Raw genomic sequence first — 12,119 nt, 5'->3', positions numbered from 1 at the left:
AAGTCGGCGCGCGGCTCCAACATCACGCTTATCAATCTTCCTGTTCAGTGTTTATCAGCAAGCCTAGACTCGGCCCAACCCCAATTTCAGGTAGGCCGCCATGTCCGAGACGCTGCTCAGTTCCCGCAATCTGGCTTTCGAGCTGTATGAAGTCCTTGATGCCGAGGGCCTGACCCGGCGTGAGCGCTTTGCCGAGCACAACCGCGAGACCTTCGACGCCGCCATTGGCACAGCCCGCAACATTGCCGAGAAATACTTCGCGCCGCACAACCGCAAGGGGGACGAGAACGAGCCGCGCTACGAGAACGGTCAGGCGATTCTGATTCCCGAGGTGAAACCGGCGGTGGATGCTTTCCTCGAAGCCGGATTCCTCAACGCTGCGAGAAGTTTCGACGCCGGCGGCATGCAACTTCCTACACTGCTGTCGCAAGCCTGCTTCGCGCATTTCCAGTCGGCCAATGCTGCTTCGACTTCGTACCCGTTCCTGACCATGGGCGCGGCCAACCTGATCGAAAGCTTCGGTACGGATGAACAGAAGCAGCGCTTCCTGCAACCGATGATCGACGGCCGTTTCTTCGGCACCATGGCCCTGACCGAGCCGCACGCGGGCTCTTCGCTGTCGGATATTCGCACCCGCGCCGAGCCTGCGTCCGACGGCACCTATCGCCTCAAGGGCAACAAGATCTTTATTTCCGGTGGTGATCATCCACTTTCGGAAAACATCGTGCACATGGTGCTGGCCAAGCTGCCAGACGCGCCACCGGGGGTAAAAGGTATCTCGCTGTTCATCGTGCCGAAGTTTCTGGTCAACGATGACGGCACCCTGGGCCAACGCAACGATGTGCTGCTGGCCGGGCTATTCCACAAGATGGGCTGGCGTGGCACGACGTCTACCGCACTGAACTTCGGCGATAACGGTGAATGTGTCGGCTATCTAGTGGGCAAGCCGCATCACGGTTTGAGCTACATGTTCCAGATGATGAACGAGGCGCGGATCGGCGTCGGCATGGGCGCGGTGATGCTCGGTTACGCCGGTTACCTGTATTCGCTGGAGTACGCTCGCGAACGTCCGCAAGGCCGGGTGCCGGACAGCAAGGACCCAACCACTGCGCCCGTGGCGATCATTCAGCACGCCGACGTCAGACGCATGCTGCTGACGCAAAAGTCCTACGTCGAAGGTGCCTTTGACCTCGGGCTGTATGCGGCGCGGTTGTTCGATGACACCACAACACTGGAAACCGAAGCCGAGCGCAAGCACGCCCATGAACTGCTGGATTTACTGACACCCATCGTCAAATCCTGGCCGTCGGAGTTCTGCCTCAAGGCCAACGAACTGGCGATCCAGATTCTCGGCGGCCACGGTTACACCCGCGAATACCCGGTTGAGCAGTATTACCGCGATAACCGTTTGAATCCGATTCACGAAGGCACCCACGGCATTCAGTCGCTGGACTTGCTCGGGCGCAAACTGGCGCAGAACGGTGGAGCAGGCTTGAAACAACTGGTGCGGCTGATCGCCGACACCGCCGAACGCGCTGTTGCGTACGAATCGTTAACCGCACTGCGTGAGCCGTTGGAAAAACTGGTCGCGCGCCTGCAAGTGGTGACCATCGGTTTGCTGACCGATCTTGCTAAGGGCAAGGTCAACAGCAGCCTGGCGAATTCGGCGCTGTATCTGAAAGTGTTTGGCCACACGGTGATTGGCTGGCGCTGGCTGGAGCAGGCTATTCGCGCCGAGGAAGGCTTGATCAAGGGCAATGCGGCGGATGTCGACTTCTACAAGGGCAAGTTGCAGGCAGCGCGGTATTTCCTGACGTGGGAAGTGCCGGGCTGTCACCACGAGTTGGCGTTGCTGGAGGCGCGGGATGATACGTGTCTGGCAATGCAGGATGCCTGGTTCTGATCTGAATTATGCGTGCGGCTGATACCGTCTTCGCGGGCAAGCCCGCTCCCACAGGGTTCTGCGGTGTTCACGCACCATGTGAACACGCCGCAATACCTGTGGGAGCGGGCTTGCCCGCGATGGGGCGGAACTGACAGGACATCAGCTCAACCTGAACCCACCCATCTGCCGCGCCAGATCATCCGCCAGACGCTGCAACATCTGACAATCCTCGCGACACGCCCGAACCTCCCCCGCCGTCGCCCGGGCCAGATCGGAAATACCTTGTACGTTACGGTTGATCTCTTCAGTCACCGCTGACTGTTCTTCGGTCGCGGTCGCCACCTGATGGTTCATGTCGCTGATGCGCTCGACCTGCCCGGTGATCGCCGTCAGCGATGCACCGGTACGCTGGCTCGACTCGACCCCAGTGCCCGTCGCTGCTTGCCCGGTGCGCATCGATGACACGGCATTTTCCGCGCCCTGCTTGAGGCTGCCGATCATCAGTTGAATTTCGTCGGTGGACGCTTGGGTCCGTCTTGCCAACGTGCGGACCTCATCGGCTACCACAGCAAAACCACGCCCCATGTCACCCGCCCGGGCAGCCTCGATAGCCGCGTTAAGGGCGAGCAAATTGGTCTGTTCAGAGACGCCGCGAATCACCGCCAGCACCGAGTCAATTGACGCCACTTGCTGCGCCAGTTCACCCACCGCACCGGCCGCCAGGCCGATTTCATCGGACATGCTTTCAATGTGCCGAATCGAGCCGCCCACCACTTCCCGCGCTTGCATGGCTTCATCCCGCGCGTTTTGCGAAGCGAGTGCGGCGTTGCCCGCGTTTTGCGCGATTTCCTGCACGGTCAGGCCCATTTCGTGGACAGCTGTGGCGACCATGTCGGTCATTTCCTGCTGGCGACCGGAACGCTCGGCAGTGTTTTCCACCACTTTCGCCACCTGCCCCACCGCCGTGCGCAGGCGCTCGCTGGTGGTCAGGACTTCGCCAATCATTTCGCGCTGACTGTCGAGGAAGCGATTGAAGCCGCGCGCCAGGTCACCCAACTCGTCGGCACGGCTGGAATCTAACCGATGGGTCAAATCCCCCCCACCGCTACCAATTGCCACCAACGCGGCTGTTACCTGACGGATCGGCCGCACCAGCCCTTGCGCCAGCCACACCACCAGCAGCAGGCATACCAGCGCCACTGCCAGACCGATTGCGCCGCTCATCCACATCGCCTTGCGGGCTTCGGCGTAGATCTGCGATTGCGGCACTTCGGCCACCAGTGTCCAGCCGAGATCGCGTAACGGCAGGCTGAAAGCGAGGAAATCCTCGCTGTCGCGCTGAAATGAGCGATTCGTCGCCACTTTCTGGCCCATGACCGCTTGCGCCGCTTCGGCGCCGATCTGCTCGTTCAAGGTGCGTTTACCGCTGAACTGCGCTTCAGGATGAACCTGGATCAAACCGTCGGAACGCACGAGATAGACCTTGCCGCGCTCACCAAAGCTGAAATTATGGATCAGCTCCGACAGCTCTTTCATGCTCAACCCAAGACCCGCCACACCGACGACTTTGCCAGCCTGTTCGACCTTCAAATCGATGAACAGCGCCAGCTCTCCCGTCGCCACATCGTTGTCGATATTGAGGGTGCGCGGCTGATCGCTGTCGAGGAAGGAATAGAACCAGGCGTCGGCCGATTTGGCACGGCTGAGTGTGCGATCCAGGCCTTTTTCGCTGATGTAGTGATTGGATTCAGTGCCGATGATCAAAGCAGTAAATGCTTTGTGTTCGGCGCGGATGCCTTCCAGATACTGCGCGAAGCCTGCCGTTTTGCTGCTGTCTTCACCGGCGGCCAGCCAGTCGCGCACCATCGAATTGCTGGCGATGTCTTTCGCGGCGGTCAGCGGCTGTATGAGGATGCGTTCGATATCGTTGCGCGTCGCTTCAATGCTCGACGGCAGCGCTTGTTCGACCAGATAGCTCTGGGCGAGGCGGTTGACCACCAGGGTATAAATGCCAACCACGATCAGGATGCTGACCAGCAGGGCGGTGCCCATACTGAGAATCAGCTGCCATTGAATACTGCGTCGCCACAAATGCATGGAGCACCCCCAAAGAATAAGTGGCCGAAACAATGCAACAGCCGTGCCGATTGTATACAACTCAATCGACAATTTATTCTTTGGTTGTGCTCAACCCCATCAACCCTGATTGATGGTCTTGGCGATGGTGTCGACCGTGGCGCTGACTTGCTCTTGGTAACGGTCGAGTTCTTGCTGGTGCTGCTTCTTCATTTCGATCTGCTGCGAGCACAGATTCATCGCTGCCAGTATCAGCAAGCGGTCGCCGATCAACGTCGGGTATTTCCGTTTGGTGTCGTCCAGCGCGGCCTTGAGCATGAGCGCCGCGTCCAGCAGGGTCTGTTCTTCCCCGGCCGGTGCCTTGATCGAGTAGTCCTCCCCCATAATGGAGACGACTTTTACCCCTGCTGAGTTGTGGTTCATGCGCTGACAGGACCTGCGTTGACGCGATCAACCAGAGCCTGAATGCGTGCGGCGGTGGCGCCGTGTTTTTCTTCCTGTTCCATCAGGTTCAGTTGCAGGCTTTCGTTTTCATCCTTGGCCTGGGCCAGTTCCGTGGACAGGGTCTGGTTGGTTTGCGAAAGGGTCTGGTTCTGTTGCACCAGGTCGCTGACGAGCTGTTCCAACTGGCTGAGGGATGCTTCCAACATTTTGATCTTCCAAGCGTTTTTCAAAGGGCGCGTACGATAAAGAAAAGTCGTCGTGGACGCTAGGTTTAAACCGGCGCAAAGCCTTGATTTTCCTGACGGCCGACCGTTCTCGCGAGTTTAAAAGACTGTGATCTGCCGATCTGGTTCCTGCACTTCGTCGCTCAATGCGGGGTGCGACAAATACGCACACGAACTAAAGAGTTCATTTGCCTGACCGATAAGTCATGCAATAGCAGTCTCAGCCCGCATGGAAGCGGCCCTTTTTGGTACCCGCCCATGTCCCTCCGCAATATGAATATCGCCCCCCGGGCGTTCACTGGTTTCGCCCTGATCGGCGGCCTGATGTTGATTCTCGGTGTGTTCGCCCTGAACCAGATGAGCAAAATCCGCGCGGCAGGCGAAGACATCGCCACCGCGAGCGTACCTTCCATCAAGGCCCTCGACGAATTCACCCAACTGACCCTGCGTCTGCGCGTGCTGTCGTATCGCTTGCTGATCAACCGTGAACCGGACGTCCAGCAAAAAACTTTCGAGCTCTTCGAACTGCGCAACAAGCAGATCGCCGACGCGCAACGCGCCTATGAGCCGTTGATCGACGGCCCACAGGAACGCTCGGCTTACGACCAGTACGTGCAATTGCTCGCGCAGTACCGCCAGTTGGAAGACAGGATGAAAACCCTGTCGCGCAACAACCAGATCGATGAACTGCGGCAGATGCTCAATAGCGACTTGCTGAGCAATTCAGAAGCGGTGAATGCCGCGTTGGCGCGCTTGCTGGAAATCAACACCCAGCAAATCGCCGAAACTGATAAAGGTGCGTCTGACCAGTACGCCATGTCGTTCAACCTGGTGGTCACTCTGCTGATCATTGCCAGCGGCCTGACTTTGCTGTTCGCCTGGTTGCTGACCAACAGCATCACCAAGCCAATCTCCAAAGCACTGGAAGCGGCCGAGACCATCGCCGAAGGTAACCTGACGCAGCCGATCCACGTCGACGGTGAAGACGAAGCCGGGCGCTTGCTGGCGGCAATGGCCAAGATGCAATCGAAGCTGCGCGACACCTTGCAGCGGATTTCCGGTTCGGCCACGCAACTTGCCTCGGCCGCAGAAGAACTCAACAGCGTCACCGACGAAAGCGCCCGCGGCCTGACGCAGCAGAACAACGAAATCGAACAGGCGGCTACGGCGGTCAACGAGATGACCAGCGCGGTCGAAGAGGTCGCCCGCAACGCGGTAAGCACCTCGGAAGCCTCGAAGAACGCCACCACGTCAGCAGGCGACGGCCGTGATCTGGTGCAGGAAACCGTCAGCGCCATCGAACGCATGAGCGCCGACGTGCAGAGCACGGCGAGCCTGATCGGCGATCTGGCCAATGAATCCCGTGACATCGGCAAGGTGCTGGACGTGATTCGTGGTCTGGCTGATCAGACCAACCTGCTGGCGCTGAACGCCGCGATTGAAGCCGCGCGTGCTGGTGAGGCCGGTCGTGGTTTTGCGGTGGTGGCGGACGAAGTGCGTGCCTTGGCCCATCGCACACAGCAGTCGACCAGCGAAATCGAGCGCATGATCGGCAGCATTCAGAGCGGCACCGAACACGCCGTGGATTCGATGCGCAACAGTACTGAGCGTGCTGAGTCGACCCTGAACATCGCCCGTGGCGCCGGGATGTCGCTGGACACCATCAACACCGCCATCGTCGAGATCAACGAGCGCAACCTGGTGATCGCCAGCGCCGCTGAAGAACAGGCGCAGGTGGCGCGGGAAGTCGACCGTAATCTGGTGAACATCCGCGATCTGTCGGTGCAATCGGCGACCGGCGCGAATCAGACCAGTGCGGCGAGTAACGAGCTGTCGCGGCTTGCGCTGGATCTGAACAACATGGTTGGGCGGTTCAGCCTTTGATTCTGTAAACCAAGATCAAGATCAAAAGCCCCCTCACCCCAGCCCTCTCCCCGAGGGAGAGGGAGCAGATCATCGTGCTTTTCAAAACCTGAGTTCGACTCGGCATCTCAGGTCGGTGTAGCCCGCACAAGCACCTCGGTCAGTCCCCTCTCCCCCCGGGAGAGGGGGAAGGAAGCAGTGCTTCGTGCTTTTCAAAACCTGAGTTCGACTCGGCATCTCAGGTCGGTGTAGCTCGCACAAGCACCTCGGTCAGTCCCCTCTCCCTCCGGGAGAGGGTTAGGGTGAGGGCAGCAATCGCAAGCCAAACTGAAACCTCGAACACCTCAGCGTGAAAACCTTTTTGACAGCATCACATTTCAACAGGTTAGAATCGCTGGCACGCAGACTGCATGGTCAGTTTGCGCCCGTCTTTACGCTTCTGGAGTACTGCCTTTGAATGCGACGACCATCAACAGCCTGTTCTTGATCGGCGCGTTGCTGGTAGGCGCAAGCATTCTTGTCAGCTCACTCTCTTCCCGGCTCGGCATTCCGATTCTGGTCATTATTCTCGCGGTCGGCATGGCCGCCGGGGTCGATGGCGGCGGGATCATTTTCGACAATTACGCCACGGCTTATCTGGTCGGCAACCTCGCGCTGGCGGTGATCCTGCTCGACGGCGGTTTGCGCACGCGGGTATCAAGTTTCCGCGTGGCGTTGTGGCCGGCGCTGTCGTTGGCGACGGTCGGAGTCTTGATCACCACCGGACTGACCGGCATGGCAGCGGCGTGGCTGTTCGACCTGAACCTGATTCAGGGCCTGCTGATCGGCGCCATTGTCGGCTCCACCGACGCCGCGGCGGTGTTCTCTCTCCTCGGCGGCAAGGGCCTGAACGAACGGGTAAGCGCCAGCCTGGAAATCGAATCCGGCAGCAACGACCCGATGGCAGTGTTCCTCACCGTGACCCTGATCGACATGCTCGCCAGCGGCCAGACCGGTTTGCACTGGAGCCTGTTGACCCACCTGATCCGCGAGTTCGGCATCGGCGGCTTGGTCGGGCTCGGCGGTGGCTGGTTGATGTTGCAAATGGTCAACCGGATCAACCTCGCTGCCGGCCTGTATCCGATTCTGGTGATCGCTGGCGGTCTGGTGGTGTTTGCCCTGACCAACGCCTTGCACGGCAGCGGCTTCCTCGCGGTGTACCTGTGTGGTCTGGTGATCGGCAACCGCCCGGTGCGCAGCCGTCACGGCATCCTGCACATGCTTGATGGCATGGCGTGGCTGGCGCAGATCGGCATGTTCCTGGTGCTGGGGCTGCTGGTCACGCCGCACGATTTGCTGCCTATCGCCTTGCCCGCCCTCGGCCTGGCGCTGTGGATGATTCTGTTTGCGCGACCGTTGTCGGTGATGGTCGGCCTGCTGCCGTTCAAGGCGTTCCATGGCCGCGAGAAAGTCTTTATTTCGTGGGTTGGCCTGCGCGGCGCGGTACCGATCATTCTTGCGGTGTTCCCGCTGATGGCCGGGCTGCCGAACGCGCAGCTGTACTTCAACCTCGCCTTCTTCATCGTGTTGGTGTCACTGCTGGTGCAGGGTACAAGCCTGCCGTGGGTCGCCAAACTGCTGAAGGTCACCGTACCGCCGGAGCCTGCGCCGATTTCGCGATCCGCACTGGAAGTGCACATCACCAGCGAGTGGGAGCTGTTCGTTTATAAGCTCGGCGCGGAGAAATGGTGCATCGGTTCGCCCCTGCGCGAGCTGAAAATGCCCGAAGGCACGCGCATCGCCGCGCTGTTTCGTGGCCAGCAACTGCTCCATCCGTCGGGTAGTACGGTGCTGGAAGTCGATGATTTGCTGTGTGTTATCGGCCATGAACACAACTTGCCGGCGCTTGGAAAACTGTTCAGCCAGGCGCCGCAACGTGGCCTCGACCTGCGTTTCTTCGGTGACTTCGTGCTCGAAGGAGACGCCCAGCTTAAAGCGGTTGCCGCGCTTTATGGCTTGCCGGCCGAAGGCATCGATCCGGACATGACCCTGGGCACCTTCATTGCCCACAAGGTCGGGGGGGCGCCGATCGTGGGTGACCAGGTGGAGTGGAACAACACCCATTGGACAGTGGCGGTCATGGACGGGAACAAGATTGCCAAAGTGGGCGTCAGATTCCCCGAAGGAAGTCGCCCGGGCCCCGGACTCTTCCTCTAAACTGCGTCCACTATCACTTGCTTGACCGGTCTCTATGCCTACCCTGCGCTCCTTTTTCGTCGCGGCCCTTCTGGGCCTGAGTCTTACTGTCGGCCCGCTGCACGCCGCCGAACCACCGTCGAGCCAATCCGTGCAGGCCAGCCTCGACAAGCTCGCCGACAGTAAACTGCCGGATGCCGATAAAAAGACCCTGCAAACTGTCCTGCAGAACACGCTCAATCATCTGAACAATCAGCGTGATTACGAACAGAAGCTGATCGATCTCAAGCAGCAACTGGCCTCCGCGCCCCGGCAGACCATCGAGAGCACCCGCGAACTGACGCGTCTCAAGGCCACTGCGGTGGTGCCGGTGACCCAGCGTTTCCCCAAGGAGTCGATCCAGCAGTTGGAGCAAATCCTGACGGATCGCTCGACTCAGCAAAGTGATCTGCAAAAAGCTCTGGCCGACGCCAACAGCCTGATCATCACCGCGCAGACTCGCCCCGAGCGGGCTCAGGCAGAAATTTCCGCCAGCCAGACGCGCATTCAGCAGATCAACAACATCCTCAAGTCCGGCAAGGAAGCGGGCAAGACCATCAGCGCCGAGCAGCGCGACCAGTTGAATGCCGAGCTGGCGGCGCTGAACGCGCTGATTCCGTTGCGCCGCCAGGAACTGGCCGGCAATAACCAGTTGCAGGATCTGGGCAACGCTCAACATGACCTGCTGTCCGAAAAATCCGACCGCCTCGACCGCGAGATCCAGGAACTGCAAACCCTGATCAACCAGAAGCGTCTGGCGCAGTCTCAGGAAACCGTCACTCAGCAATCGATCGAGGCACAGAAGGCCGGCAGCAGCAGCCTGCTCGCCACCGAAAGCGCCGCCAACCTGAAACTCTCGGATTACTTGCTCAAGAGTACCGATCGTCTCAACGAAGTCACTCAGCAGAACCTGCAAACCAAACAGCAACTCGACACTCTGACCCAGAGCGACTCCGCCCTCGACGAGCAGATTGCCGTGCTCAAGGGCAGCCTGCTGTTGTCGAAGATTCTCTACAAACAGAAACAGGCTCTGCCACGCCTGAAGGTCGACCGCGATCTGGCGGATCAGATCGCCGACATCCGCCTTTATCAGTTTGATGTCAGCCAGCAGCGTGAACTGCTGAGCAATCCGGCGTCCTATGTGGACAACCTGCTGACTACCCAGCCGCCGGAAGAGATTACGCCGCAGCTGCGCAAAAGCCTGCTGGACCTGGCCAACACGCGCGCCGACCTGCTGGAGCGGCTCAACCGCGAATTGAGCGCGATGCTCAACGAATCGATCACCCTGCAACTCAACCAGAAGCAACTGCTGAGCACCGCGCAAAGCCTGCGCGCGACCCTCGACGAGCAGATGTTCTGGATTCCCAGCAACAAGCCGCTGGACCTGGAGTGGATGCGCGGCGTGCCGGATCGCCTCAAGCGTCAGGTCGATACGTTGCCGTGGGCTTCCAGCCTGAGCGAGTTGACCGACGGTCTGACTCAGCGACCGTTGCTGTTCCTGCCGCTGGCGCTGCTGATCGGCGCGCTGCTGTGGCGGCGCAAGAGTCTGTATGGGCGCCTGAACAAGGTTCACCAGGACATCGGCCACTTCAAACGCGACAGCCAGTGGCACACGCCGCAGGCGATCCTGATCAATATTCTGCTGGCGATGCCGGTGGCGCTGGGGCTGGGCCTGTGCGGTCTGGCCTTGCAGATCGACGCCCGCGGGCAGAACGCCAACATGGGCGCGGCGCTGCTGCAAATGGGTCAGGCATGGCTGGTGTTCTACACCGCCTACCGGATTCTGGCGCCGGGCGGCGTGGCCGAATTGCATTTCCGCTGGGAAAAACCCCAGGTCGAATTCCTGCAAGGCTGGGTGCGTCGACTCGGCCTGGTGGTCATGGCACTGGTGGCTGTGGTCGCGGTCGCCGAATTGCAGCCGGCGGCGTTGGCCGACGACGTCCTCGGCATGCCAGTAGTGCTGACCTGCTACGCGTTGATGGCATGGCTGCTCAGCCGTCTGCTGATCAGCAGCCCTACCCACCAAAACACCTCGCTGTTCCGCAAGGCTCTTGGCGTGATGTTTACCCTGCTGCCAATCGCGTTGTTCGTAGCCGTTTGCTTTGGTTACTACTACACCGCGCTGAAACTCAGCGATCGCTTGATCAACACGCTCTATCTGCTGATGTTCTGGCTGGTGATCGAAGCCACCTTCGTCCGCGGCCTCAGCGTTGCCGCACGACGTCTGGCCTACCAGCGTGCCCTGGCCAAGCGCCAGGCCGCGAAAGAGGCCGGCGAAGGCGAAGCCGTCATTGAAGAGCCGACGCTGGACATCGAAAAGGTCAATGAACAATCCCTGCGCCTGATCCGTCTGGCCCTGCTCGGCGGTTTCATCGCGGCGCTGTACTGGGTCTGGTCGGACCTGATCTCGGTGTTCTCGTACCTCGACAACATCACCCTTTACGAATACACCAGCGGCACCGGCGCCAACATGAGCATGGTGCCGATCAGCATCGGCGACATGCTTGGTGCGCTGATCATCATTGGCATCACCTTTGCCCTGGCGCGCAACTTGCCCGGCCTGCTCGAAGTGTTCGTGCTGTCAAAACTCAATCTGGCGCAGGGCAGTGCTTACGCGACCACGACGCTGCTGTCCTACGTGATCGCTGGCATCGGCTTCGTCACGACCCTGTCGACCCTCGGCGTGAGTTGGGACAAGTTGCAATGGCTGGTGGCGGCGCTGTCGGTCGGCCTCGGTTTCGGTATGCAGGAGATCTTCGCCAACTTCATCTCCGGCATCATGATTCTGTTCGAACGCCCGGTGCGGATCGGCGACACCATCACCATCGGCAACCTGTCGGGCACGGTGAGCAAGATCCGCATCCGCGCCACGACCATTACCGACTTCGACCGCAAGGACATCATTGTCCCGAACAAGACGTTCATCACCGGACAACTGATCAACTGGTCGCTGACCGACACCGTCACCCGAGTCACGCTCAAACTCGGTGTCGATTACGGTTCCGATCTGGATCTGGTCAAGGAGCTGCTGCTCAAGGCCGCCCGGGAAAACCCGCGCGTGCTCAAGGAACCGGAGCCGCTCGTGTACTTCCTCAACTTCGGCGAAAGCACCCTCGATCACGAATTGCGCATGCACGTACGCGATCTGGGTGACCGCAACCCGGTGCTCGATGAGGTCAACCGTTTTATCAATCGCGAGTTCAAGAAGCAGCACATCAACATCTCGTTCCGCCAGATGGAGATTTATCTGAAGAACCTGCATGGCCAGGAATACAAGTTGGTGCCCGTCGAAGCGGAGACTAAAAACATCGTGCCGGTTGGCGCCGAGCAAAAACCGCTGCAAGATTCGCCACAAGAGCCTTTGCAAGAGCCGCCACCGACCAAACTCGACTAACCTGGTTAATCCCAGCAGA

7 protein-coding genes and 2 pseudogenes are annotated in these 12,119 nt (G+C 59.8%); 5 read left to right on the top strand and 4 right to left on the bottom strand.

The annotated features are described in order from the left end of the window. Window positions 1–100 precede the first annotated feature (100 nt). Complete coding sequence (locus IEQ42_RS06530; protein ID WP_210702950.1) at window positions 101–1,903, top strand: acyl-CoA dehydrogenase; 1,803 nt, start codon at window positions 101–103, stop codon at window positions 1,901–1,903. A gap of 141 nt (window positions 1,904–2,044) precedes the next feature. Here the strand turns inward: IEQ42_RS06530 and IEQ42_RS27660 are convergent, their stop codons facing one another. The 4 genes and pseudogenes from IEQ42_RS27660 to IEQ42_RS06515 form a co-directional block, all read right to left on the bottom strand. Then, the gene (locus tag IEQ42_RS27660) at window positions 2,045–2,776 is read right to left on the bottom strand and encodes a methyl-accepting chemotaxis protein (protein WP_414704677.1); all 732 of its coding nucleotides are present in this window, start codon (window positions 2,774–2,776) and stop codon (window positions 2,045–2,047) included. A 132-nt stretch (window positions 2,777–2,908) separates the two neighbouring features. Next, window positions 2,909–3,937: pseudogene (locus IEQ42_RS27655) on the bottom strand (HAMP domain-containing protein); the annotation flags it as partial. 144 nt (window positions 3,938–4,081) lie between these two features. Continuing rightward, window positions 4,082–4,384 (bottom strand): cell division protein ZapA, encoded by a 303-nt coding sequence (locus tag IEQ42_RS06520; RefSeq protein WP_210702948.1) that lies wholly within the window; start codon window positions 4,382–4,384, stop codon window positions 4,082–4,084. Beyond that, the gene (locus IEQ42_RS06515) at window positions 4,381–4,611 is read right to left on the bottom strand and encodes a hypothetical protein (protein WP_042557307.1); all 231 of its coding nucleotides are present in this window, start codon (window positions 4,609–4,611) and stop codon (window positions 4,381–4,383) included. Before IEQ42_RS06515 ends, IEQ42_RS06520 begins: the two co-directional genes overlap by 4 nt. A gap of 276 nt (window positions 4,612–4,887) precedes the next feature. On the opposite strand from IEQ42_RS06515, the pseudogene IEQ42_RS27650 reads away from it, so the two are divergent. The 4 genes and pseudogenes from IEQ42_RS27650 to mscK form a co-directional block, all read left to right on the top strand. Then, window positions 4,888–5,610 (top strand): annotated as a pseudogene (locus IEQ42_RS27650) (MCP four helix bundle domain-containing protein); the annotation flags it as partial. A gap of 30 nt (window positions 5,611–5,640) precedes the next feature. After that, window positions 5,641–6,513 (top strand): methyl-accepting chemotaxis protein, encoded by an 873-nt coding sequence (locus IEQ42_RS27645; RefSeq protein ID WP_371042268.1) that lies wholly within the window; start codon window positions 5,641–5,643, stop codon window positions 6,511–6,513. Window positions 6,514–6,945: 432 nt separating this feature from the next. Continuing rightward, the gene (locus tag IEQ42_RS06505; protein ID WP_210702946.1) at window positions 6,946–8,688 is read left to right on the top strand and encodes a potassium/proton antiporter; all 1,743 of its coding nucleotides are present in this window, start codon (window positions 6,946–6,948) and stop codon (window positions 8,686–8,688) included. A 34-nt stretch (window positions 8,689–8,722) separates the two neighbouring features. Continuing rightward, on the top strand, window positions 8,723–12,100 hold the full coding sequence (gene mscK / locus IEQ42_RS06500; protein WP_210702945.1) for a mechanosensitive channel MscK: 3,378 nt from the start codon (window positions 8,723–8,725) through the stop codon (window positions 12,098–12,100). Window positions 12,101–12,119 lie beyond the last annotated feature (19 nt).

Origin of the sequence: Pseudomonas iridis (assembly GCF_017980685.1) — a bacterium.
Lineage (GTDB): Bacteria > Pseudomonadota > Gammaproteobacteria > Pseudomonadales > Pseudomonadaceae > Aquipseudomonas > Aquipseudomonas iridis.
The sequence above is the reverse complement of the archived record's forward strand: the minus strand, read 5'-3'. Positions and strand labels throughout refer to the sequence as shown.

What these genes read in the sequence shown, in the direction of transcription:
- mscK (WP_210702945.1), top strand. Translation starts at nt 8,723, where the DNA reads ATGCCTACCCTGCGCTCCTTTTTCGTCGCGGCCCTTCTGGGCCTGAGT.
- IEQ42_RS06515 (WP_042557307.1), bottom strand. Translation starts at nt 4,611, where the DNA reads ATGTTGGAAGCATCCCTCAGCCAGTTGGAACAGCTCGTCAGCGACCTG.
- IEQ42_RS06520 (WP_210702948.1), bottom strand. Translation starts at nt 4,384, where the DNA reads ATGAACCACAACTCAGCAGGGGTAAAAGTCGTCTCCATTATGGGGGAG.
- IEQ42_RS27660 (WP_414704677.1), bottom strand. Translation starts at nt 2,776, where the DNA reads ATGGTCGCCACAGCTGTCCACGAAATGGGCCTGACCGTGCAGGAAATC.
- IEQ42_RS27645 (WP_371042268.1), top strand. Translation starts at nt 5,641, where the DNA reads ATGGCCAAGATGCAATCGAAGCTGCGCGACACCTTGCAGCGGATTTCC.
- IEQ42_RS06530 (WP_210702950.1), top strand. Translation starts at nt 101, where the DNA reads ATGTCCGAGACGCTGCTCAGTTCCCGCAATCTGGCTTTCGAGCTGTAT.